The organism is Sulfurirhabdus autotrophica, assembly GCF_004346685.1.
In the GTDB taxonomy this organism is placed as follows: Bacteria; Pseudomonadota; Gammaproteobacteria; order Burkholderiales; family SMCO01; genus Sulfurirhabdus; species Sulfurirhabdus autotrophica.
Map to the genome: position 1 here is coordinate 256,494 of NZ_SMCO01000001.1, position 23,526 is coordinate 280,019.

22 protein-coding genes are annotated in these 23,526 nt (G+C 45.6%); 9 read left to right on the top strand and 13 right to left on the bottom strand.

Annotated elements, in window-relative coordinates:
- Positions 1-29 precede the first annotated feature (29 nt).
- The 13 genes from EDC63_RS19065 to EDC63_RS01365 form a co-directional block, all read right to left on the bottom strand.
- Positions 30-245, bottom strand: a complete 216-nt coding sequence (locus EDC63_RS19065) for a mechanosensitive ion channel family protein (RefSeq protein ID WP_306307891.1) — start codon at positions 243-245, stop codon at positions 30-32.
- A gap of 7 nt (positions 246-252) precedes the next feature.
- Positions 253-912: a mechanosensitive ion channel family protein gene (locus EDC63_RS01315; RefSeq protein WP_306307890.1), complete on the bottom strand. Its 660-nt coding sequence runs from the start codon at positions 910-912 to the stop codon at positions 253-255.
- A gap of 15 nt (positions 913-927) precedes the next feature.
- Positions 928-1,185 carry a hypothetical protein gene (locus EDC63_RS18690; RefSeq protein WP_223248435.1) on the bottom strand — a complete coding sequence of 86 codons (258 nt, stop codon included), beginning with the start codon at positions 1,183-1,185 and terminating at the stop codon, positions 928-930.
- Positions 1,185-3,323 carry a sucrose synthase gene (locus EDC63_RS01320; RefSeq protein ID WP_223248434.1) on the bottom strand — a complete coding sequence of 713 codons (2,139 nt, stop codon included), beginning with the start codon at positions 3,321-3,323 and terminating at the stop codon, positions 1,185-1,187. The genes EDC63_RS18690 and EDC63_RS01320 overlap by 1 nt, the downstream gene beginning before the upstream one ends.
- Entirely contained in the window at positions 3,316-5,490 is a 2,175-nt protein-coding gene (locus EDC63_RS01325; RefSeq protein WP_124947744.1) for an HAD-IIB family hydrolase, read from the bottom strand. Before EDC63_RS01325 ends, EDC63_RS01320 begins: the two co-directional genes overlap by 8 nt.
- Positions 5,487-6,470 carry a carbohydrate kinase family protein gene (locus EDC63_RS01330; RefSeq protein WP_124947743.1) on the bottom strand — a complete coding sequence of 328 codons (984 nt, stop codon included), beginning with the start codon at positions 6,468-6,470 and terminating at the stop codon, positions 5,487-5,489. The genes EDC63_RS01325 and EDC63_RS01330 overlap by 4 nt, the downstream gene beginning before the upstream one ends.
- A 495-nt stretch (positions 6,471-6,965) precedes the next feature.
- Positions 6,966-7,370 carry a copper-binding protein gene (locus EDC63_RS01335; protein WP_223248433.1) on the bottom strand — a complete coding sequence of 135 codons (405 nt, stop codon included), beginning with the start codon at positions 7,368-7,370 and terminating at the stop codon, positions 6,966-6,968.
- Between the two features lie 21 nt (positions 7,371-7,391).
- A complete protein-coding gene (locus EDC63_RS01340) occupies positions 7,392-7,859 on the bottom strand; it encodes a DUF411 domain-containing protein (RefSeq protein ID WP_223248432.1) in 468 nt (155 codons plus the stop codon).
- Entirely contained in the window at positions 7,856-9,181 is a 1,326-nt protein-coding gene (locus EDC63_RS01345) for a multicopper oxidase family protein (RefSeq protein ID WP_124947742.1), read from the bottom strand. The genes EDC63_RS01340 and EDC63_RS01345 overlap by 4 nt, the downstream gene beginning before the upstream one ends.
- Positions 9,182-9,199: 18 nt before the next feature.
- A complete protein-coding gene (locus tag EDC63_RS01350) occupies positions 9,200-10,630 on the bottom strand; it encodes a TolC family protein (RefSeq protein WP_124947741.1) in 1,431 nt (476 codons plus the stop codon).
- Between the two features lie 9 nt (positions 10,631-10,639).
- On the bottom strand, positions 10,640-10,948 hold the full coding sequence (locus EDC63_RS01355; RefSeq protein ID WP_124947740.1) for a hypothetical protein: 309 nt from the start codon (positions 10,946-10,948) through the stop codon (positions 10,640-10,642).
- Between the two features lie 123 nt (positions 10,949-11,071).
- Entirely contained in the window at positions 11,072-11,449 is a 378-nt protein-coding gene (locus EDC63_RS01360; RefSeq protein ID WP_124947739.1) for a hypothetical protein, read from the bottom strand.
- Between the two features lie 163 nt (positions 11,450-11,612).
- A complete protein-coding gene (locus EDC63_RS01365; RefSeq protein ID WP_124947738.1) occupies positions 11,613-13,013 on the bottom strand; it encodes a DUF389 domain-containing protein in 1,401 nt (466 codons plus the stop codon).
- A gap of 219 nt (positions 13,014-13,232) precedes the next feature.
- Here EDC63_RS01365 and EDC63_RS01370 point away from each other — a divergent pair, with 219 nt between their 5' ends.
- The 9 genes from EDC63_RS01370 to EDC63_RS01410 all read left to right on the top strand — a co-directional run bounded on the left by EDC63_RS01370 (position 13,233) and on the right by EDC63_RS01410 (position 23,326).
- Complete coding sequence (locus EDC63_RS01370; RefSeq protein ID WP_124947737.1) at positions 13,233-14,315, top strand: MBL fold metallo-hydrolase; 1,083 nt, start codon at positions 13,233-13,235, stop codon at positions 14,313-14,315.
- Positions 14,316-14,634: 319 nt separating this feature from the next.
- Entirely contained in the window at positions 14,635-15,039 is a 405-nt protein-coding gene (tnpA, locus tag EDC63_RS01375; protein ID WP_223272270.1) for an IS200/IS605 family transposase, read from the top strand.
- Between the two features lie 184 nt (positions 15,040-15,223).
- Positions 15,224-16,462: a cation:proton antiporter gene (locus tag EDC63_RS01380; RefSeq protein ID WP_132920862.1), complete on the top strand. Its 1,239-nt coding sequence runs from the start codon at positions 15,224-15,226 to the stop codon at positions 16,460-16,462.
- A gap of 204 nt (positions 16,463-16,666) precedes the next feature.
- Complete coding sequence (locus EDC63_RS01385) at positions 16,667-17,296, top strand: cytochrome b/b6 domain-containing protein (protein ID WP_124947736.1); 630 nt, start codon at positions 16,667-16,669, stop codon at positions 17,294-17,296.
- Positions 17,289-17,696: a DUF1924 domain-containing protein gene (locus EDC63_RS01390; protein ID WP_124947735.1), complete on the top strand. Its 408-nt coding sequence runs from the start codon at positions 17,289-17,291 to the stop codon at positions 17,694-17,696. Before EDC63_RS01385 ends, EDC63_RS01390 begins: the two co-directional genes overlap by 8 nt.
- A gap of 11 nt (positions 17,697-17,707) precedes the next feature.
- The gene (locus EDC63_RS01395) at positions 17,708-18,226 is read left to right on the top strand and encodes a diheme cytochrome c (RefSeq protein WP_124947734.1); all 519 of its coding nucleotides are present in this window, start codon (positions 17,708-17,710) and stop codon (positions 18,224-18,226) included.
- A gap of 39 nt (positions 18,227-18,265) precedes the next feature.
- Entirely contained in the window at positions 18,266-18,934 is a 669-nt protein-coding gene (locus EDC63_RS01400; RefSeq protein WP_124947733.1) for a response regulator, read from the top strand.
- Positions 18,927-20,264, top strand: a complete 1,338-nt coding sequence (locus EDC63_RS01405) for an ATP-binding protein (protein ID WP_124947732.1) — start codon at positions 18,927-18,929, stop codon at positions 20,262-20,264. The genes EDC63_RS01400 and EDC63_RS01405 overlap by 8 nt, the downstream gene beginning before the upstream one ends.
- A gap of 527 nt (positions 20,265-20,791) precedes the next feature.
- The gene (locus tag EDC63_RS01410; protein ID WP_124947731.1) at positions 20,792-23,326 is read left to right on the top strand and encodes a bifunctional diguanylate cyclase/phosphodiesterase; all 2,535 of its coding nucleotides are present in this window, start codon (positions 20,792-20,794) and stop codon (positions 23,324-23,326) included.
- The last annotated feature ends 200 nt before the right edge of the window (positions 23,327-23,526 follow it).

Sequence of the window (23,526 nt, forward strand, 5' to 3'; positions counted from 1 at the left end):
GCAGAAAGCCATGTTATTTCAAATCTCCCTCAACTAGCTGCACTTCCACTTGAAGCTTCAATCAAATTGGGTGCTCCGGGGTAAACTGTCAGATGCGGGAAGGGAATTTCGATGCCCTTCTGGTCGAAAGCATATTTCAGGCGGCGCAGATATGCTCGCCGGATTCCCCATTGTTCCAATGGTTTAACTTTAAAGCGACACTTTAACATCACGGCGGAGTCGGCTAATTGGTCAACACCAGCCATTTCAAGATCATCCAGAATTTTTTCCTGATATTCGGGGTCTACACAGTGATGCGCCAACTTCACGCATAATGCTGATAGCACTATCAATATCTTCCTTGTAAGCAATGCCGACATCAATGACGGAGTTGGAAAACTGACGGCTCATATTGGTTACCGTAGTAATTACGCCGTTTGGAATGTAATGGACATTACCTGAGCAGTCTCTGAGACGGACATAGCGCAATGTGACTTTCTCTACCAGGCCTGATTTTCCAGCGGCTTCGATGACATCACCCTGGCTGATCTGATTCTCAAGTAGTAAAAATAATCCGTTAAAATAATCTTTGACCAGACTTTGCGCTCCAAAGTCTATAGCAAGGCCCACTACTCCAGCTGTCGCTAAAATGGGCGCAATAGAGATGCCAAACTCTGAAAGCATCAGCATACCGGCGACAACCGAAATAAGGACCGAGGCGATATAGCGAAACACGCGTCCCAAGGTTTCTAATCGTTTGTTCTCTTCCGGGCTGTCTGTTCGATTGCACATATAGGAACGGAATGAGCGGATTACCCGATTAGCAAGCCGCAACAGCAATGATGCCATAATCAGAATCAACAGCACATGAATCAAAGATTGCACTAAGCCAGCGTATTCTTTTAAGCCGATAACGTTAAGTATTTCCTGCATTGTTTGTGATTACCTCTAAGCTAAATTTTCCCCATGCAATTGCGCTGCAAGGGGGCGGAACTGGAGTTGGTAGAACATATGCAAATAACGCGATGTTTCTTCTCTTTCGAGATCACTGATATATTTCCAGAAACCGTAAATTCGGGAAAGCGTCATCATGCGTTCTGCGTATTTTTTCCAGGTATAACGGGACTCGACCCTTACCAAAGCACCATCTGATATACGCTGCCATTCCTGAGGGTTTTTACTGCATTTTTCGAAGAAATCCGCCATTAAATCTGCGCTGGCAGCGCCTTCATTTGGATCAATATGAAAACCGGATTTGTTATTTTGAATGATTCCAGCGGACCACCATAACGCGTGGCAAAAGTTGGCAAACCTGATGCCATGGATTCAATAATGGTCAAACCAAATGCCTCGAACAACGCAGGCTGGACGAAAATACCCTTATGGTCAGCAACAAAACGGTATATTTCACCGGACAGATTTTTTTCAAGGCGTATCCCCAGCCAGCGCATTTGCCCATCAAGCTGGTGCCGATCCATCAGTTTGTGCATGTTGCGTATTTGTGCTTGCTCTTCGTGGTCACGAGATTCTTCGGGTGTGACATAGCCACCTATCACGACAAGATTTGCGAGTTCACGTAGCCGAGGTGAGCTGCCATACCAGTCCACAAGGCCGGTAAGATTCTTGATTCGGTCTAGTCGCGCCATGGTAAAAATAATGGGTTTGTCTTTGTTTGTCAGCACGCCGCGAGTATGGTCGCGTGAACTGCCGAAAATGTATTCTTCAATTTCGGGATGCAGGGATGTGAGGCGACGCTGTTTTTCTGTGTAAGGAAAATAAACATCTGCATCTGCGCCAGGAGAAACAATATTGAATTTAGGGTCAAACAGATTGATACCATCAATAACCCGGTACAGTCCCGGCATGGTAAAAGAGCGATAGCTTTCGTACTGCCCGACAGAATCTGCAGTCCCTGCAATCTCCTGATACGTGCTGGTTATAATGAAATCAGCCTTGTTCATGGCAATCAGATCGGCGGTGTATTGGCATGAAAAGTGATATTGGGGATCGTTTTCCTGCCAGTACAGGTCAGAGTGAAGATACTTGGTTTTTTCAAGTGCATGGGCGATATTGCATTGAGTGACACCCAGACGCTGGCTTAAAAGTGATGCCACCAGATTACCATCAGAGTAATTACCAATAATGAGATCAGGACGACCACCAAGTTCTGCCAACGCTTCCCGTTCTACATTACGGGAAAAGTCCTCCAGATGAGGCCATATTTCAAACCGTGAAATCCAGTGACGTATAATTTCGCCGTTCTGTTTGTGAAACGGCACACGTAAAATCCAGGTGTTGTCACAGCCGTTCACTTTTTCCATGCGCTGGTTGCAGGTTGTGCCTTCTGAATCCGGAATTAGTCGGGTAACTATCAGGATTTTTGGCTCAACAAAGACGCCTTGCACAGCCAGACGCTCGCGCATTTCACTCTCAAGCGCACGCACCTGATCCAGAATGTAAACGACCTGTCCGCCAGTATCTGGCAAACCAAGGACATTATCTTGCCCAAAATAGCCGTGTGGCGACATTATAAGTAACCGCGAGATCATTGGTATGCGCGAAAGGAATGCTTCCAGTGCTACAGGTGAAGGCGCTTCCAGTATATCCACCAGTAAATTCATGGTATCAACGACACGGCCTGCACTATTGCCCCAACCGGGCGCAAAACCCATTTTGTGCAGGCTGTCTTCAAATTCAGCCAGGGGGGTTCCACCGTCCATACGTTCTATTTTTGATATAGATTTACGCAACGCCTCTCGCAAGGCTGAAACAGAATCAAATTCTCCGTTAATCATCAGCGGTTTGCCGTCTATAGAATGCACTTTAAGAAAATAAAGCAATCGCGCTTCACCTTCATGTACACGCTGGAACATGGTGCTGGAAAGTTGCCGATTAAGAAACATCACACCCTGCCCGATGGACTTTGCCTCTTTTAAATGGGGAAAATTGCGACCGAATGGCCCAAAATCAATTTCAAGCACAGGATCCGGGTTTTCAGAAGAATGGACTTGTGATTCTTTAAACTGCAAAAATTCTGCACTACTGATTTCCTCGGCCACCATATGATCGAGGTGAATACGCAGATAACGCCATTGAGCAATCCGCTCGCGCAGGGCAAAATAGGCCCAAGGCTGTTTGAAAACGCCTTCCTGCAAGTGCTGTACCAATTCATGCAACGTTGTATCACACAGCGCTTTTTTGTCTGGTTCTGCACACATCTGCGAGAATTCATGGCGCAAATCTGATTGCAGCAAAAAAGGTCTGTTTTGTCCGAAGTAGCGACGTAGCAGCGTATAAACTGCATCCCGGTTTTCTTTAGTGTAAAGAATCAAATCATCAATCATGCTTCAGTTGCCTGTCATGCTTGCCTGAGAAATTGCCAAACTGGTAGTTTCCGATCCCTTCCATAATGCCCAATGCGTTACCTGCTTCAGCAAAATAGACCTGATGCTCGCCCCTGAGTGGTTTGAGTTCCGGGCTGTGATTGCCAACGATTACGGCAAGGGTGTCTCCGATCATCATTTCTGCGTCATTTCCTGAATCTCCGGCTACCAGGAAGGCATTCAACGGCAATCCCCATTTGTAAGCAAGATAGCGTATAGCCTGTCCTTTTGAAGCGCGAGCCGGCAAAACATCCAGGTAAGCCTGGTGCGAGTAAATCAGATTGGCGTGTAAATTCAATGCGCGCAGATGGGCATAAATCTTTTTAAGTGGCGGCAGCATATCGGGAATGACGTTATAACTTATTTTGTATTCACGCTGATTTTCACGGGTTTGAAGTTTGATTCCCGGGATGGCTTCAAGGGCGATCATCAAGGCATCTCGCCGCCATTGGTGACGGATATGTTTTTCCCATCCTGTATCAGGACGCAGATCAGGGCCATAATTGATTTCTGACCCTACAGAGGTAATCAGTACATCCGGCAAGGGTACACGCCATTCCTTCAGTACTTTTACTGCGCTATCCAGATTACGCCCGGTTGCGATCCCAAATGCAATTTTTTCAGCATTTTCTCTTAACCATGCAATCAGCTGGTTCAATCCGTTCTGATTGCCGATGAGAGTATTATCAATATCACTGACGAGCGCTTGCTTGACCAAGGGTAGGGGCGATTTTCCCTCGTGCAGGATTGCAGCATGTTCCCGTCGCACGCGTTTGCGCTCTTTATGTATTAATCGACTTACAGACTTGAGATATTTTGTAACATGGGCATCCCAACTATAATGCCGCTTCACCCCGTTTACGCCATTTCGCGCCCAGCTGCGCCAGATTTTCGGGTTTCCCAGCGCTGTTTTCAGGGCGCTGGCAATGGATTCGGTATCGAGGGGATTAATTAACAAACCATTCCGACAGTTACTGATAATATCGCGGGGGCCACCATCTTCCGTGGCGACGATCGGCAGCCCGCTTGCTGCAGACTCGATTAAAGTCAGCCCAAACGGCTCGGTCAACGCCGGGTTAACAAACAGGCCCCGCCTGCGAGCTGCCAGACGATATAACTCAGGCACATCATCCATCTGGTGATGCTTGGGCAAGGCAACCTTGCCCCACAAGTCATACCGGTCCAGTGCGAATAATAAATCTGAAAGTTCTTTCTTCTGTGACTCTTCCATAGTCTGAATATCATCTCGATTTCCAGCCACAATCACCAGATTTGCTTTTGACTGGAGTTCCTCATCCTCTCCATAAGCAGCTATCAGACGTTGCAGGTTTTTGCGTGCATCTGGACGGCATATAGTAAGGATCATCGGCTTTTCAGGCTCTTCCAGAAAACGATCTATCATTTGCACAACCGAATCTTGAATTTTACGTCGACCAGGTGGAGAAAAACGTGATGCATCTGTGCCAGGTGGAATAACGATAGAACGTTGCATATCAAAATTCTTGTATATGCCATATTGTTCAACGGCTTCCTGTCGTGTACTGGTGACAATCATGGAGGCATGGCTCAATACTTCTTCTTCGGCGGAAATACGCTGCGCAAAGTTAAACTGACGTTCCAGAGATTGTTCCTTACGGCCTGTATCAAGCATGCGTTGCAGCTTGCATCTTCCCAAAGAATGCCCGGTGTGTACCTGCGGAATGCCCAGCAATTGCGAGAGTTGGCGTCCTACATAACCCGCGTCAGCATAATGCGTGTGAATGACATCCGGCAGTTTTTCCTTGCCACGCAGATAGTGGAGGCAACGGTCAACCAGATGATCCAGATGTTTCCATAAAAGTTCTTTGCGAAGATAACGTTTTGGCCCAAACGGCAACCGGACTATACGGACCTTGGGCCCGAGTTTTTCTTCAAGCAACGCATAATCAGAAGACACTTCCGGATCACTGATCATACGGGTAAGCAGGTCCACGCGTTCGACCCCGGGATTGCGCCCCAGGGCACGTGCCAGTTCAACGACATAGGTAATCTGACCGCCGGTGTCTGCGTCACGTCCCAATTCCAGATCATGACTACGAATTAAACCGTGCAAGCTAAGCATCAGAATGTAAATTGGCTGTTCATTCATGAATGGTCTTCCTTTTTTAAACTCCATGCCGTTCGGAATGGGGCGTAAAATTGATCGTCTTGTGGTATGGCACCACGAATCCCGCATATTGCTCGTGCGAATTGATCAGCTCGCTGCAGAGATTGCTCTGGAGTCCACTTTTTGAATAAACCAAGAATAAAGACAGAAGCAAAACCATCTCCTGCACCAACAGTATCGGCAATATGTATATCGGGTTGTGTGGCATCAGGTTGCAAATCAGTAATAGCGCCTGATTCATTACGTAACCAGGCGCCCTGCTCCCCTTTTGTTACCAAGACTTGGCTTATATTAAATTGCTCTGCCAATAATGCAGCTTTCGTGGTTTCATCTGTTCCACCAATACGTAGCAGTTTTGAAATGTGCAGTAACTCCTCATTATTCAGTTTGATTATATTAGCCTGGTTAAGAGAGCGTTTCAGGGTTTTAAGGTCGTACCACGGCTCGCGCAGATTAATATCCAGAAAACGGGGAGCGATTGCACTTTTGAGTAAGGAACCCAGCGCGCGTCGAGATGTAGGATGGCGTTGTGCAAGCGTACCGAAATATACAAGTTCCGGCTGCACTGCCAGTGCAATCATGCGTGTCACTCCGGCATGAATATAGTCATAGGCCTGTTCGGATAAAATTTCAAACCGATGTCCACCATTTTCCATATGGACCATCACCTGACCAGTGGGGTGAACAGGGTCAGGCTGTACTCCACGAATGTCCATCCCACGCTCTGTCATGGCCCCTAGCAGTTCATCGCGTAACTTGTCATTACCAGTACGCGTGATCAACACAGGATGAAGGCAAAATGCTTGCAAATGTCGTGCTACATTAAATGGTGCCCCACCTAGTACATTTCTGTCAGGAAATTTATCAACTAACACTTCACCAAATAATGCAACGGTTCCGGTATGGGGGGAAGGTATTGCTACGTTATTATTTTGTATCTCTTTCTGAGATGAATCTTGCATGTCAGTGTGTTACACCTCGACTTAGATTAAATATGTAATTTTGTACATAACCTTTACAGTCTCTCACAAAACAGAGTCATTAATCAAATTTGCTAATATCGCATAATATTGATTTATAACAAATAATTTGTTTTTATGAATTAACTGACGATAGAATCAAGCAATTTTTTGGGTATAATAAAGGCAAAAAAACTTGGTAGTTTTTTCTGTCTGAAATATATGTAGTGATAACATCAAATGCGCTCTTAACACCCACACAACGCTATTTACGCACTGATTGTTCAAAGCGCTAATTATCATCAGTCGCTATTACATAACGAGAGATTACACATTTAAGATTAGATGGATTTAACGTCTTTTCAAGTAACATTTATTAATACATCACAGCATAAAACAATGATATCTTTCTGAAAAATATAATTAATTCAGCAATAAATTTTGAGAATAACATGAATAACCCGTGCCGGTCGGCACGGGTAGGAAGTACAGCTTTACTTATTTTGCTTCTTCGATTTTTGTGACCGTCAGGTCTCCGTTTATGCTCTCTGCGACAAAATTTACTTTGTTACCTGACTTAACTTGTTCCAGCATGGCAGGGTCTTTCACCTTAAATACCATAGTCATCGCCCCCATACCCAAATTATTCAAGGGACCATGCTTAATCGTAATTTTCTTACTGGATTTATTTACTTTTCTAATTATACCGTTAGACATGCTTGTTGATGCCATTTCGGGCATATTAGCAGCACCTGGCATACTACTTTTTCCCATATCCATGGTTTCTGGCGTCATACCTTGATGCGGAATGGTACCGGGTTTCACTGACGTTTGTTCTGCCGCGTTAACAATTAAAGGTAAAGCAAATACCAGCGTTAATGCGATTGAATGAATTTTTTTCATGTATTTCTCCTAAGGGTTGATTTATTTTCCGTTGTAATTCTGATAAACGCTGGCATTACCATCAGTTTTAACCAGCAAAACTTGATAAGGGTCGCTACGCGGACCTTCCATACCAGGTGACCCAGCTACCATGGCAGGAACGGCAAGGCCCGTTGCTTTGGGTTTTTCTTTAAGCAATCGCTTGATTTCCCTCGCTGGGACGTGACCTTCAATGGTGTAACCGTTAATGCTGGCAGTGTGGCATGAACCATATTTCATAGGCATACCGAGCTTTTCACGGTAAACGGATGTATCCTGCACGTTGTGCACATCCACAGCGAAACCATTCTGCTTCAAGTGCTCCACCCATTTTTCACAGCAACCGCAAGTGGGAGATTTGAAAACCGAAATTGTCTCACCCGCAAACGCTGCTGAAGGAAGCAATACCGCCGCCACAAGCAACACGCTGACCAAAAGTTTGTTAACAGTCTTTAAAATAGTATTCATCATGCTTTTCCTCCTTTAGGTGCTTTTACTGGATCAGGTACCGGGCCGTTCCATTCTGAAGCCACGGTACCCTTCGGATGCTTGTACCAGCCTGGATCTTTGAAATCGCCACGTTTGATGCCTTCATGAACTTTCACTACGCTGAACATACCGCCCATTTCTACCGGTCCAAATGGTCCCTGTCCGGTCATCATGGGTAAGGTATTATCTGGCAAGGGCATAGACATCACTGCCATGTCGGCCATACCATCCTGCCCCATTGCCATATAGTCTGGTACGAGCTTGGTGATCTTCTCCACTACATCCTTGGTTTCAACATTGATGGAAGTCGGTACCGAATGCCCCATAGCATTCATCGTGTGGTGAGATTTGTGGCAATGAATAGCCCAATCACCTGGATAAATTGCATCAAACTCAAAAGCGCGCATTTGTCCTACCGCGCAATCTACAGTCACCTCCGGCCAACGTGCTGCTTTGGGAACCCATCCGCCGTCAGTGCAAGTCACTTCGAAGTCATAGCCATGCATATGTATCGGATGATTGGTCATGGTGAGATTACCAAAGCGAATCCTGGCGCGATCGCCTTGATTGATTACAAATGGATCGATACCTGGAAATACGCGGCTGTTCCAGGTCCACATATTAAAATCTGTCATGGTGTTGATTCGAGGTGTGTAGCTTCCAGGATCAATATCATAGGCCGTCATGATGAAGATGAAATCCCGGTCAACCCGATGATGATTCGGATTTTTGGGATGCACAACCAGTGAGCCGTACATACCCATGGCCATTTGCACCATTTCATCGGCATGAGGATGGTACATGAACGTGCCGGATTTTTTCATCTCAAATTCATACACAAAAGTCTTGCCTGGCGGTATTTGCGGCTGGCTGAGACCCCCTACTCCATCCATCCCGGCAGGCAGGATAATGCCATGCCAGTGGGTGGTGGTATGTTCTTTGAGTTTGTTAGTGACAAAAATACGTACTTTGTCGCCCTCTACACATTCAATGGTCGGTCCCGGGCTTTGCCCGTTGTATCCCCAAAGGTGCGCATTCATTCCCTCGGCCATTTCGCGGACGACCGGTTCAGCTATCAGATGGAACTCCTTCCACCCATTATTCATGCGCCACGGTAATGTCCATCCGTTAAGGGTGACAACCGGATTATAGGGACGGCCATTTGGAGGAATGAGTGGTGGCTGTGTTGTTGCGACAGTTTGCATGGGTGCTTCAGGCACTGAAGCGGCACCTACTTTACTGACTATGCCAGCACCTAGTATGGTTGCACCTGCGGTGCGAATAAAATTTCTACGAGAGTTCATGTCATTTATCCTTGTTAATTAATGGCCGCCGGATGATTCGCCAGGCATGGCTGTATCGCCTGATGTGCTCATGCCGGAATCTGTTCCTGCCCCCAATAAAGCCATTTTCAGATTTGTGTCAGCCAACCAGAATTCGCGCAATGTGCTTATGTACGCATTAACGCTCAACACCTGTTCCCGCGCATCAGCAAGCAATTCAAATGTGCCGATCAGCATGCCGTTGTAACGCAGCAGGTTTTCCTCCGAAATTCTTTTGCGCAACGGCACCAGATCGTCACGGTAATGTCGGGAAATATCGTAAGCGGTTCTGTAGGCTGAATAAGCACCTCGGGTTTGCGAACGGGCATTCACAGCTATCTCAGCAACTCGGTTAACCGCTTGCATGTACATGGCTTCTGCTTTCGCCACCTTGGCATCACCCCAATCAAAAATCGGAATTTGAAGCTCTACTTCATACCCGGTCTGATTAGGCTCGCCTGCGGTGCTTTTATTAAGGTAACTGACATCCAGCACATTGATAAAACGGGTGGCTTTAGTTAAGCCCAGTGATTTGGCCAAGCCTTCCACTTCCTGTTTTGCCATTTGAACGTCCATTCGCTGGGACATCGCAGTTTGTTCCAGATTGTTAATTTCTCTTGGTGCGGCAGGCAGATCAGGTAACCGCTCAGAAAGGGTAAACTGTGCGCCTGCTCCCCATAGCCCCATCAACCGGGTCAGCTTTTCTCTTTCTGATCTGGCGGCTTGATGAGAACGTGCAACTTGCGACATCACCTCCACATAAAAAACTTGCTGTCTTGCCTGGTCCAGCTTGCTCCAGTTTCCCACTTTGGCCATCCTGTCTGCCAGTTGCGCGCTCGCTTCTGCCGCATCCCTGACATCATCCATGTAACGAGCGGTTTGCTGTGCTGCTACCGCATCCAGATAAGCTCGTCGCGTATCTGCTGCTATGCGCATAACTTCACCAGTAACACGCCGTTTAGTCTGATCAAATCGACGTTGCTCAAGTGCAGTTCGGGTTGGCATCGTTAACAAACCAAAAACATCAAAGATGAACTTTCTTTCGTATTCGAAAACGTTTGCTTTTTCAAGGCGCTGAAAAGAAAAGCCAGGATTATGCAAGCGTCCAGCCTGCACCAGATCAGCCTCAGCGATTCCAAGATTTGAATAAGTCGCTTGCAAACCTGCATTGTTGAGCAATGCTACTTGAACTGCATCGTCTGCTGTCAGGGGTTTGGCTAAAATTGCAGTGACTTGAGCATAGACCTTCTGCCTGTCTTCATCGGTCTTGACCCATTTTACTTCCTTGCCAAGATGCTCCTTGGCGACTGATTCAACGCTATTGAACCCGCCATCAGGCGAAAACGTGGCGCATCCACCCAGTAGCGCAACCAGTGTGATGCCTGCCAGCAATCTGAGTTTCGTAGACGGTTGTTTTTTATTCGTTATCATTTCTGACTCCTACATGTTGTGCATGTTATGCATTTGGTGTCCGGCTTTTCCGCCGTTTTGTTTTGGTGTGTCCTTTGTGGCCGGCATTTTCATATTGCCCATATCCATAGGCTCACCATTTTGCTTAGTTGCATTTTGGGTCTTAGTCCAGTCTTGAACATCACTCTCTTGATAGGAAAAGAACTGACTGAAACTGGATTTGTAGACATATGGCGGCACAGCCGCATTGGCATCGGCCGGGTCTGGAGTTTGGGCCCACACTATGGAAACTGGCAAGGCCAGAGTAGCTGTAGCTAAAAGCTTAAGCAGGAACTTCATGGAATACCTCATTCATTGTTGAAATCTGTGTGCGAAACAGTGCTATATATTCACTTGTAACGCACGGAATAACAGCAAGTTCAGCTATAAAAACAGCAAACACGTGCTATAGCGAACAAGCTTTCAATGAAATGAGGTTTGAGGAGGGCGTTCAGGGCCGTCCGGGAAAAAACTGGGATAGGGGTGATTCAGAAAAGCAACAGGCTGTGATGCGGTAAAGTGGTTCGCAAAAACGTGATTATTGAATATGTTGGACAGTGCACCTGTACAGCAGGCACCGCATGTGCTGCAAGTATCAGCTTTTTTATCGTGATTGCTGTCATGGCGCTTGCCATGGTCATGGTGATGTTTCATCGTTGATGCATCATCCATCTGATACATTACAGCATTCGCATCATGATTATGACCCTGGCCGTGCACAAGCATCACTGATGCGAAACTGCGCAGCGGCAGTGTCAGCAACAATGTTACGAGTAAAAAGGCTTTAAAGGTTTTCGTCATGTACTTGCTTAGTATTGCGTATCGTTTTTAATATACCACTATTCTTAAGTTCGTCCAATAAATCCCCAAAAAGTTCATTTTGGCACGTATGTCGAGTTATTTTTTACTTAATATCCCGATTTAAGTTCAGCTTAATCAGTAGCATCACGTGATGATGGCATAGTTAAACTCGTTTACTTACCACAAAGACATTCTCAATATCAAAACGTGTTTTAAGCCAGTTTTTTATACGAATTTTAGTGGCATTACGTACAGTGACACGCGCTTCAAGATATACAATCAAAGTATCGTCAGTTTTAGATTCAATAGCCGATTTATCAGCTGCCTTTGTGTTTTCTGGCATGTTTTTACCGTGAGTGATCAGCACATTTTTTATTTCTGGATATTGGGCCTTTAACTCTTCACGTACTTGAACATACTCACTGACTTGTTCAGCCTGTTTACTACGGGTGTCTTTTTCATTCCGTATAACATCTTCAAGTTGCTGTATTTTAGCATTTTTCGTTTCAAGCAAATGCAGGCTGTTACGATAAAGATCCTGTTGCACTTCATTTTTCACCATACTTAAATCAACGCTATTTTCTTGTTGCAATGGATGCACTATCAGTTTTGTGTTTGCTAGCTGAAATTCAGAAAGCTGAGCGTTTAAACGCTCTAGCGTCGCTTTATCAAGTTCTTTACCGGCAATTGTCAGGGTGATTTCATGGCTTTTAGGGTCGATGTTTTTTTCCAGAATAAACAGATTTTTTTCTGAATGCGTCATCATTTTCAGATAACGGTTAGCATCTGTTTTAAAAACTTCCTCCTGCACAAGATTGAAAGCTAGATAAACACTAGGGACAATCGTGACGATAATGGCTGTGTAAATAATTAACCGTGCCTGTCTCTGGCTTGCAGGCGATGGGAAACTTAGCCTAGGCAAACGTAATAATTTAGTAAACAGCAATGCGGATAACGCAATATAAACAGCATTAATAGTAAACAGATAAAATGCACCAAGAAAAAATATAGGCTGGCGAGTTGCGATACCGTACCCGGCTGTACAAAGCGGCGGCATTAGCGCTGTTGCAATGGCCACACCGGGAATCACTGTGCTTTTTTCTTTGCGTGTTACACCTATGATACCCGCCATTCCGCCAAACAAGGCAATCAGCACATCCCATAGATTAGGTGCGGTGCGCGCCAATATTTCAGATTGTGCCTGAGTGAGAGGCGTTAACGCAAAATAGAGTGTAGAGGTCAGCAGGCTGAGAAATATAAATATGCCCAAACTACGGGCTGATTGCCTGATAAGCTGGAAGTCGTCTACCCCTGCTCCGTATCCAATGCCCATGATCGGGCCCATTAGGGGGGAGATCAACATGGCACCAATAATGACGGCTGTAGAGTTAACGTTAAGGCCGATAGAGGCTACCAGAATGGCAAACATCAAAATCCACAGATTGGTTCCCCGTGTTTTGACACCATGTCGGATACTGGCCTCGATATCCGCAGGTTCATCCATGTCCGAGCGCAAATCAAATAATTTGCGTAATTCGCGTAAAAAAAGGTGCTGACGGGTCATGGCTGAAATATATATTCAAAAATAAAAGTCGAAGATTATATGTTAAACGAGATCGTAATTGGGTACTAAGGTATCAGTATTTTACATCATGCTAAACAATTATGATCAGCAAATAAATAAGCATAATAATGCAACCAATCAATGATTTGTTTGTTATAGTAAAAAGGCAATACTTTGTAATATGAACAGAAAAATATTTATATAATAATTGGAGGTTTCATGAAAGCATCACATTTTGTACGCACACTTTCAACCGTGGCTCTCTGCACAGCTGTTTTATCAGCACCATTGGCTTATGCCGATCAAAATGGTCAGGAAAAACCACAAAAACTGGCTGTTGATGAAGTCAGTGGTGATTTGTCAGTTATGGTTTTGGGTTCAGGTGGACCTATGGCCACTGCCAGCGGCCGTGCAAGCGCAGGTTATTTGATATTTCTTGACGGTAAACCGCGCATCTTGATGGATATAGGCGGTGGCGCATATCAACGCCTTGCAGCAAGTGGTGCCAATATTAAAGACTTGGATATTGTCTTGTTAAGCCACCTGCATATCGACCATACGGGCGATTTATCTGCTGCAGTAAAAACCATTTACTTTCACAACAAGAGCGCAGGAACGTATCGCACAGCACCCATCCGGATATTTGGCCCAGGTGCAAATGGCGTCACCTTTCCCAATACGCAAATTACGCAATATCCTGGTTCAAGTGAATACGTGCATAATCACTACGACATGCCAGCCGGTGTGGAACGTTACCTGAATGCATTTGCACCTGCTATCAGTGGAGGCGACTTCAAATACACGGCAACTGATGTATCCCCTGCCATTGCGAGTGCCGGACTGCCACCGCCAGTACAAGAAATTGTCAATGAAAACGGACTTGTGATCAAGGCGATTGGCGTTTTCCATGGCCCTGTACCGGCTTTGGGATTTCGTATTGATTACAAGGGGAAAAGCATCGCCTATTCCGGAGATACCAACTCCAAAACAAACAATATGATTACGCTATCCGAAGGTGCGAACATGTTGATTTACGACACAGCAATTACAGACACCATGCCGGACATTTCAGTTAATCCCAAAGATGCCCTGTTTTACCAATTGCACACTACACCTAGCCGCATGGGTGTCGTCGCACGGCAGGCTCATGCACAAACATTGGTGTTATCTCACCTGACGCCCATTACCGAGCCACGACTGGATGAAGTAAAAACCCTGATTCGTGCACAGGGCTACACGGGTAAAATCAAAACCGCGAAGGATTTAAAAGTTTACAATCTTCCTGACTCATCCGACATGTAATTGGCAATTCACCAATTGGTTTTACTTGCCCGGCACTTCACCGGGCAAGCTCGTTTTTATTCAAGCGTTTCAAAACCACCACATTTTGCTTTCATATCATGAAAAATTTGAACACATAGCCTGATTATAAGTTTCGATCCTACCAAAAATTGGTGCTTTGCCATTTGACAGGGGCGGAATGGTCTATGATACTTAGATTCTAGCGTTTAATTTTCCATCATAAGGTTTAAACCACCGGCTTTAGCCGGTCAGCTTTAGCTGCGATAATATGCCGCATGAAGGGAGGTGCGTCATGGAATGCAGATAAGGTAGCCATACGATTTTTCAAATTGAGTATCACTTTGTATGGGTGACGAAGTACCGTTACAAAGTGCTGAGAGGAGAGATTGCGGAGCGAATTCGGGAGTTGGTGCGAGAGACCTGCGAAGCCTTTGAGATCAGGATAGTAAAAGGAATGGTGAGCAAGGATCATGTGCACATTCTGGCTAGTTGCCCACCGACCATGGCGCCAAGCGAGATTATGAGGCGGATCAAGGGGCGCACATCGAGCGAGCTGTTCGAAGAGTTTCCACACCTGAAAAAGAAATATTGGGGCAGGCACTTTTGGGCAAGAGGGTACTTTTGTGCCACGGTAGGCCAGATGACGGAAGAAATGATTGAGCAGTATTTGGAACATCACTTTGAGCCGAGACCGAATGATGATTTCAAAATGGAACCCGATTAAGACGCGTCGTTCAGGCGACGCGTATCCGGACTTTCAGTCCGTAATTCAAACCCACCGGCTTTAGCCGGTGGTTGTTTAGTTTCTAATCTTCGTAATCTTTAAGTCATCGTTGAAGTCTATTATTACATTACCAAATTTGTTCCCGCACAGTTTAACTCCACTAATCAGAAAAAGAAAAACTCCCGTGACCCTATTTCAAATTATTGCTGTACTCATCTCTATGGCTGCTATAGCCAGCTATCTGAATCACCGTTTTCTGCGTTTGCCTTCTACTATTGGACTGATGGTCATTGCGCTACTGATGTCTCTTTGTTTTGTTGCACTTGGCAAGTTGGGGCTGGTTGAACTCAGCCATGCGGCTGCATTCATTCGCTCTATTGATTTCAGCGAAGCACTGCTCCATGGCATGCTCGCATTTCTACTGTTTGCAGGTGCGCTGCACGTAGATCTTTCCGATCTGGCGAGCCAGAAGCTGCCGGTTGCAGTTCTGTCTACGGTAGGCGTTGTTATTGCGACATTCATTACTGGTGCGCTTTTCTGGTTGGGCATTCACGCACTGGGAATAGATTTGCCATTCATCTATGCTTTGCTGTTTGGCGCGCTTATTTCCCCGACCGATCCTATTGCCGTACTTGGTATTCTCAAGAGTGCAGGCGCACCCAAAAGCCTGGAAATAAAAATCACAGGTGAATCATTATTCAATGACGGTATAGGCGTAGTGATCTTCCTGACCATTCTGGGCATTGTGGTCAGCGGCCACGAACCTGATTTCTCCCATATTGCTTTATTTCTATTAGAAGAAGCTGTCGGTGGAATAGGACTGGGGCTTAGTCTGGGTTGGATCGTTTACCGTTTGCTGCGTTCTGTAGATAATTATCAGGTGGAAGTTTTACTCACCCTTGCTTTGGCCGCTGGCGGATATTCTCTAGCAGAAGTCATTCATGTCTCCGCCCCGATAGCCATCGTGGTTGCAGGTCTGGCAATAGGCAACCATGGCAGGGCTTTTGCCATGTCGGAGAAAACACGCGAACATCTGGATCCGTTCTGGGAATTACTGGATGAAATTCTGAACGCGGTGCTATTTGTTTTGATCGGGCTGGAAGTGCTGGCGGTCACACTGGACTGGAATACTGTTGCAGCTGGAATCATGTCCATTGTGGTCGTACTGATCGCACGTTTTATCAGCGTATCCATCCCTGTATTGGCAATGCAATTCAAACGTACATTTACCAAGGGTGCGATCAAAATACTTACCTGGGGTGGCCTGCGCGGAGGGATTTCCATAGCATTGGCTCTTTCACTACCCCCTTCAGAGTATCGTGATCTGATCCTTGCCGTTACCTACATGGTTGTGGTCTTCTCTATCTTGGTACAGGGCCTGACACTTGGTCGCGTCATTCGCGGTAAAAAATCCAAGGCATAATAAACGTGTGACATAGCTAGATGCTATGTCACACCGCACCTGACTCTATTTCAAATACCTTTCCCAGTTTTTCTCTCATATCATTTTTGCTATCAAAACTAACTCGCACGCTCATATCAGCATTACTTTAAATACGTTAAGTTTGTGTTAAGAAAGTCAGCGTACAGTTCATCTCAAGCAAGTTTCTTTTTGAGGTGAAAAGCTATGGAAACAATCACATATGAACGCAGAAAAACATACGATGGTGTATTGAGGCTGATCCATGCATGGAACGGCATCGCCATTTTATTCATGATCATTACCGTACTCCTATCAGAATTTTTCGGAAACGGTCCTGGTGAAAAAACGCTTTGGCTGATACATATCTACGGCGGCTATGCGCTGGTTACTGGGCTTGTTGCACGCCTTGTGTGGGGGATAGTCGGGCCAAAGCATGCACGCTTTTCTGATATGTGGTACCCCAGCCATTGGTGGAATGCAGTGCGTTCGTTTAGCCTGCGTTCACCATCAGGTTTCGGCCATAACACACTGGCAAGTGCTGCGTACCTGGCAGTGTACGCTATATTATTTATGATGGCAGCAACAGGACTTTCTTTGGCTGCAATCGAGCACAGCGTCGGGCCGCTTTCACCCTGGTTAGCTGACAGTGCCTGGCTCAAGGACCTATTCAAAGAGCCTCATGAGTTTGGCTACAACGTAATTATTGCGTTCATCGTTGTGCATATTGCAGCCTTGATCTGGCATGAATGGAAGGACAAAACACCCACGGCACAATCCATGGTGAGTGGTTATCAGTATCGAGTATCTGAGTCAGAGGAGAAAAATCATGAGTAAAGCTTTCTGGTTAATCCTGCTCATGCTGAGTACCAATGCACATGCGGCAAGTCCTGCTGAAACACTGCAGAACTATACAGCACAGGCAAAACAGGAGAACCCTACCTTCGGAACATCTTCATCAAGCAAAGGCGATGTGTTTTTTCATGCTACTCGCCAACATAGTAACGGTGACAAGGTCAGTTGCGCAACATGCCATACCGACAATCCAAAACAAAATGGCAAAACACGTGCCAACAAGGAAATTTTACCTATGGCGACTAGCGCCAATGCCCAGCGGTTTACCGATTTAGCTAAAACAGAAAAATGGTTTCGCCGTAATTGTCAGGACGTATTGGAGCGAACCTGTACAGCACAGGAAAAAAGCGATTTCATTGCGTACCTCCTCTCTATTAAATAACAGGATCGATCATGTTGATACGTAAAACTTTACAATTAGGGACGCTGATTGGTGCTATTTTTGCTACTGGGTATCTTCTGGCAGACGACCATGAAGGTGGCGGAAACCGCTCATTACCCATCGTCTCAAACCAAAAATGGCAAGCCGAATGCGCAAGCTGCCATATGCTATATCATCCAGGTTTGCTGCCAGAAAGGTCCTGGCGCAAGCTGATGGGTGGTCTGGATAAACATTTTGGTGAAAATGCCAGTCTGGATAAAGCAACCCAACAGGAAATTTTGCAATTTCTGGCAACCAATAGTGCTGATCACAGCGGCTCACGCCGTTCAGCCAAAATCGCCAGTTCCATACCGGCGAAGTCTGTGCCAATACGTGTTACTGAAACTGCGTATTTTCAGGGAAAACACGACGAAATAAGCCCCGCAACATGGAAAAGTCAAAAAATAGGTAGTCAATCCAATTGCATAGCGTGTCACAGTGGTGCTGAAAAAGGCAATTTTTCTGAGGACAATGTTCGCATTCCTCGTTAACGCTGTTAATCTATGCCTGATACCAACGATGGAACATACATGCGGTTATTATTAGTTGAAGACGATACAATGCTTGGAGACGGCGTGCGCGCCGGTCTTATGCAGGAAGGGTTTACTGTCGACTGGGTACAGGATGGTGCCTCAGCTCAGCTAGCCATCCAGGCGGAAACTTATTCTCTGATAATCCTTGATTTGGGTTTACCCAAATTGTCCGGACTGGATTTACTCAAGCAATTACGTCAATCCGGCAACACCATACCAGTACTCATTCTGACCGCACGAGACACAGTGGCTGATCGGGTCAAGGGTCTGGACAGCGGCGCAGATGATTACCTTATTAAACCTTTCGATCTGGACGAGCTATCCGCACGTATCCGTGCATTGCTGCGTCGTAACACCGGGCGCGCCACCCCGCAAGTCATTCATGGCAATATTATGCTTGACCCTGCAGCCCATTCTGTCACTTCCTCTGGCATACCAATAGAACTTTCCACACGTGAGTTTGCCGTATTGCAAGCCTTGCTCGAAAATTCGGGTCGTGTGATGTCGCGGGAACAACTAGAGCAACAACTTTATGGCTGGAACGATGAGGTAGAAAGTAACGCGGTTGAAGTTCATATTCACCACCTGCGCAAAAAACTCGGTACAGAACTGATACGCACCGTACGCGGTGTCGGCTACATGGTGGATAAGGCAAAAAATGTCTGAACAAGCCCCAATCTCCATCCGACGCCGCCTGCTTACATTGGTAATTGCTACTGTTGCCGTACTTTGGGCGATCACTGCCATCATGAGCTATATCAGGACTCACCACGAAATAGACGAATTATTTGACGCACAATTGGCGCAATCTGCTCATGTCCTGCTCGCTCAATCAGGGCATGATTCAGATGAAATTGAAATAGAATTTGACGAGCAATTCCACAAATATGAAAAGAAAATTGCCTTTCAAATATGGGACAAAGAAAACAAACTGCTCCTGCGTTCCAACAGCGCACCCATATCGCCACTCTCCGCTACCAATGATGGCTTTAGCGATATCCAGATTGAAGGCCATCCATGGCGTATATTTTCTCACTGGGATGCACAACATAAATTGCACATTCAAGTAGGAGAGCGGCACGATGTCAGGAATGAACTGATTCAAGGCATTGCCGTGCAACTACTCTACCCTATCCTGTTCGCCCTGCCCGCACTGGCATTCTTGATTTGGATCAGCATTAGTCAGGGGCTTTCCCCGATCAAACGGGTAGCACGCGATGTTGCGCAACGTGCTCCGCAGCATTTAGCACCCCTTGACACAAGCCATGTCCCTGAAGAAATTCAGCCCCTGACTGATGCGCTCAATGGATTATTTGCTCGTTTGGAACAAGCATTCGATCACGAACGTCAATTCACAGCCGATGCTGCCCACGAACTGCGCACCCCGCTAGCTGCGCTAAAAACCCAGGCCCAGGTCGCTAAACGTGCTACAGATGATGCAACCCGGCAGCACGCGCTGGAACAACTCGACCTTGGCGTAGACCGCGCTACCCACTTGGTGGAGCAACTCCTGACACTTGCCCGGCTAGACCCGGAAATAGGGCTAGGCAAGCGTGAGCCAGTTGATCTGCAGGGATTGGCAGTCAGTGTTTTAAGCTATCTGGCTCCTGAAGCTATCGCCAAGCATATTGATTTGAGCCTGACACCGCACTCATTAATCAATGTATCAGGAGACAGTGCCGCACTAGGTATACTCCTGCGAAATCTGGTAGATAACGCTATTCGCTACACACCAGAAGGCGGTAAGATAACAGTTGAAATTATGACAGAAAACGGCCATACAGTTTTGAGCGTTACTGATACCGGACCGGGGATTACCGCAGAAGATCAACAGCGGGTATTCGAGCGTTTTTACAGAGGAATGGGGACACGAGCTATGGGAAGTGGGCTGGGTTTATCTATTGCAAAACGAATAGCTGAATTACATGGCGCTGTAATTACACTAGGCGCACCGAAAAATGGTTCCGGATTACGTGTGATGGTTAGTTTTCAGTAATGAGCAATGTAAAATTTTAGCAAGCTCAGCTAATATGAAAAGTTATTCCAACATAATCTATAGAACCAGTCTCGAACTATTTTCTCGTCACTGTCGTTGAAAATAGGGTCTACGAATTTATTTTGCATCTCGTATAGGTAATATATTAACTTCGCTTCAAGCCCCTTAAAGACGATCATACTGAAGCCACTAAGGGTCTGCTCAGTATCATATAGCGGTCTGCCCAGAACAAGAGCATAATATGCCACATGTGCAAATCAGCTTTTTATGTAAGTGGTAAATTGAATTGTAAATTGCCCTTCTGCACTCAATATCGTTTACTCGATACAGGTTGATGACCTAAATATTTATATAAATGGTACGCACTAAAATGGATCGGTAACCGAGGCAATATATTGAGTAAATCGGCTAAGATCTGGAAGGTATTCAACTTCCACTCATGAAATTTTAGCCATTGTTTCTAATGGCAGAATACTGAAATAATAATTACTCTGGCGGGTGAATCCGATATTCATAAGGAAGCTCATTTGAATCCTGTTGTTGATTATATGCTTGAGCGGCCAGTTGCCGGATTGAGCGTGAGAGACCTGAAAGCGAATGCACGACTAAAAAAATTTGCTCTGGCATTTTGTGTACTGGCTATCTTTGCTTTGTTTATCACAATGACAATACCTCCGATCACGAAGGTGGCACATGGGCAAACTAGCATGCTGGCGGTGCACTTGTTGCTGGAGCTGTTCGCCATCATCATTGCTATCCATGTAGTAACAATATCATGGCATACGTTTGACACAAAATATGAGCACTCCGCCAATATTTTGATCTGCGGTTTTTTAATTGTTGCCAGTTGCGATCTTGTGCATGCTCTTACCTACGAAGGGATGCCACCTTTCCTGACCGAGAGCAGCACTCCGCGAGCGATCTTTTTCTGGCTGATGGGGCGCACTTTTGAAGTTGTCACCATGTGGTTGCTCGCGATCAACTGGACTCTTCCTTTGTCACGCAAGCTATCACTACTGTTAGGGGTCATGATTTCAGCCCTGCTGATATGGTTTGGATCCTACAGTATAGAAGCGTTCCCAGTTACTTTTATAAATGGCCAGGGTGTCACATCATTCAAGGCATACTACGAATATTCGCTCTGTCTACTCTATATTGTTGTAGCTATTTTATTGTGGCAGCGTGCAAACCGCAGCGGCGAGACCAGATATTACTTACTGGCCGTGTCATCCTTTGTAATGGGTATCGGTGAGATTTCGTTTACTGCTTATGTCGCACCATCTGATTTTCAGAACATATTCGGGCATGTCTACAAAGTGGTGGCTTATGCTCTGCTTTATTGGGCTACCTTCATCATAAACATCAGGGCGCCATTTGAAACGGTTCGTAAAAATGAAATGCGATTCCGCTACATGCTTGAAACCAGCCCAATCGCAGTTCGAATTACTGATTCCTCGAGTCACAAAGTCATATTTGCTAATCAACGCTATGCAGAATTGATTAATTTGCCACGAGAGCAGGTTGTTGGAACAGATCCAATACTTTTCTATTTAAATCCACAGGATTATAAAAATGTTCTCCAGCAGCTCGAAAAAGGATTCTCGGTTACTGACAAGATGGTTGAGTTAAAAATTCCCGGCGCACAAGCGGCCTGGGCTTTGGCTTCTTACTTCATGCTGGAATATGAGAATAAACAGGCAGTTCTAGGCTGGTTCTATGACGTGACAAACCTCAAGGATGCTGAGGCTAAAATTCAACATATGGCATTCTATGATGCACTGACTCAACTTCCTAATCGTCGTTTATTGATGGACCGCCTGAATCAGGCGCTTGCAACGAGCACCCGCAATGGACAATATGGCGCGGTACTATTTATTGATCTCGATCGATTCAAAACCATTAACGATACGAAAGGTCATGAGATTGGAGATTTGCTGCTTATCGAAGTAGCGAAAAGATTGCAATACTGTGTACGAGAAGGCGATACTGTGTCGCGATTGGGTGGCGATGAATTTCTGGTTGTGCTGGAAACACTCAGCACTGATACCGACGAGGCAGCAATTCAAGCCGAGATGGTTGCTGAAAAGATTCGCGCGACCTTGAGCGAACCTTATATGCTTAAAGAACGTTCTTGCTACACCACATCGAGCATTGGCATCATTTTGTTTACTAGTCATCAGGAAAATCCTGATGACTTGCTGCGATATGCCGACACGGCGATGTATCAAGCCAAAACGAGTGGCCGCAATACCATTCGCTTTTATGACGCTTCTATGCAACTCGCCATTGATACCCGCGCAGAACTGGAAGATGAGATGCGCCTTGCACTCAAAAATCAACAATTTTGTCTTTATTACCAAATTCAAGTGGACAATTTGCGCCATTCCATTGGCGCAGAGGTGTTATTGCGTTGGCAACATCCTGAACACGGTTTGATATCTCCTGCCCAATTTATCCCATTAGCCGAAGAAACAGGTCTAATCATCCCGATAGGGAAATGTGTGCTTCAAATAGCCTGTACACAACTTGCCGCGTGGCAAAATGATGCATTGACCCGCGACCTCACGCTGGCGGTAAATGTCAGTGCAAAGCAATTTCATGAAGTGGATTTTGTTAACCAAATGCAGCAAGTATTGCTAGAGAGCGGCGCAAACCCATCGCTATTAAAGCTGGAATTGACCGAAAGTACCATGCTGGAAAACATCGAGGAGACCATTGCCAAGATGCGTGAAATTGAAATGCTTGGAGTGAGTTTTTCGATGGATGATTTCGGCACCGGTTATTCTTCGTTGCAATATCTGAAACGCTTACCATTGAGTCAAATCAAGATTGATCAATCATTTATTCGCGATATTGTAAGCGATGCTAACGATGCTTCCATCGTGCAAACCATCATCGCCATGACTGAGACACTTGGATTAAACGTCATTGCTGAGGGCGTAGAAAATGAAGAGCAGTGCCAATTTCTCGAATTGCGCGGCTGTCATGCTTTCCAAGGGTACTTATTCAGCAAACCTGTGCCATTGGATGAGTTTATGATTTTCCTGAATAACCGGAGCTAACAGCTAGGTGACAAGGGCGGATTCAACCCTGAAGTGCCACGTTTTTAACGTGAATTTACGAGCTGAACTGAAACACTTATACAATATAATCTGAAGAAATAGATTGTGGACTAATTTCTAGATATTGTAGTAGATAATTATCATCTACAAATTTATTTCGAAATCTTCACAGGAAAAACATTAACTTACCTTCGTGCGCC

What these genes read in the sequence shown, in the direction of transcription:
- EDC63_RS19065 (WP_306307891.1), bottom strand. Translation starts at nt 245, where the DNA reads ATGGCTGGTGTTGACCAATTAGCCGACTCCGCCGTGATGTTAAAGTGT.
- EDC63_RS01315 (WP_306307890.1), bottom strand. Translation starts at nt 912, where the DNA reads ATGCAGGAAATACTTAACGTTATCGGCTTAAAAGAATACGCTGGCTTA.
- EDC63_RS18690 (WP_223248435.1), bottom strand. Translation starts at nt 1,185, where the DNA reads ATGGCGGATTTCTTCGAAAAATGCAGTAAAAACCCTCAGGAATGGCAG.
- EDC63_RS01320 (WP_223248434.1), bottom strand. Translation starts at nt 3,323, where the DNA reads ATGATTGATGATTTGATTCTTTACACTAAAGAAAACCGGGATGCAGTT.
- EDC63_RS01325 (WP_124947744.1), bottom strand. Translation starts at nt 5,490, where the DNA reads ATGAATGAACAGCCAATTTACATTCTGATGCTTAGCTTGCACGGTTTA.
- EDC63_RS01330 (WP_124947743.1), bottom strand. Translation starts at nt 6,470, where the DNA reads ATGCAAGATTCATCTCAGAAAGAGATACAAAATAATAACGTAGCAATA.
- EDC63_RS01335 (WP_223248433.1), bottom strand. Translation starts at nt 7,370, where the DNA reads ATGAAAAAAATTCATTCAATCGCATTAACGCTGGTATTTGCTTTACCT.
- EDC63_RS01340 (WP_223248432.1), bottom strand. Translation starts at nt 7,859, where the DNA reads ATGATGAATACTATTTTAAAGACTGTTAACAAACTTTTGGTCAGCGTG.
- EDC63_RS01345 (WP_124947742.1), bottom strand. Translation starts at nt 9,181, where the DNA reads ATGAACTCTCGTAGAAATTTTATTCGCACCGCAGGTGCAACCATACTA.
- EDC63_RS01350 (WP_124947741.1), bottom strand. Translation starts at nt 10,630, where the DNA reads ATGATAACGAATAAAAAACAACCGTCTACGAAACTCAGATTGCTGGCA.
- EDC63_RS01355 (WP_124947740.1), bottom strand. Translation starts at nt 10,948, where the DNA reads ATGAAGTTCCTGCTTAAGCTTTTAGCTACAGCTACTCTGGCCTTGCCA.
- EDC63_RS01360 (WP_124947739.1), bottom strand. Translation starts at nt 11,449, where the DNA reads ATGACGAAAACCTTTAAAGCCTTTTTACTCGTAACATTGTTGCTGACA.
- EDC63_RS01365 (WP_124947738.1), bottom strand. Translation starts at nt 13,013, where the DNA reads ATGACCCGTCAGCACCTTTTTTTACGCGAATTACGCAAATTATTTGAT.
- EDC63_RS01370 (WP_124947737.1), top strand. Translation starts at nt 13,233, where the DNA reads ATGAAAGCATCACATTTTGTACGCACACTTTCAACCGTGGCTCTCTGC.
- EDC63_RS01385 (WP_124947736.1), top strand. Translation starts at nt 16,667, where the DNA reads ATGGAAACAATCACATATGAACGCAGAAAAACATACGATGGTGTATTG.
- EDC63_RS01390 (WP_124947735.1), top strand. Translation starts at nt 17,289, where the DNA reads ATGAGTAAAGCTTTCTGGTTAATCCTGCTCATGCTGAGTACCAATGCA.
- EDC63_RS01395 (WP_124947734.1), top strand. Translation starts at nt 17,708, where the DNA reads ATGTTGATACGTAAAACTTTACAATTAGGGACGCTGATTGGTGCTATT.
- EDC63_RS01400 (WP_124947733.1), top strand. Translation starts at nt 18,266, where the DNA reads ATGCGGTTATTATTAGTTGAAGACGATACAATGCTTGGAGACGGCGTG.
- EDC63_RS01405 (WP_124947732.1), top strand. Translation starts at nt 18,927, where the DNA reads ATGTCTGAACAAGCCCCAATCTCCATCCGACGCCGCCTGCTTACATTG.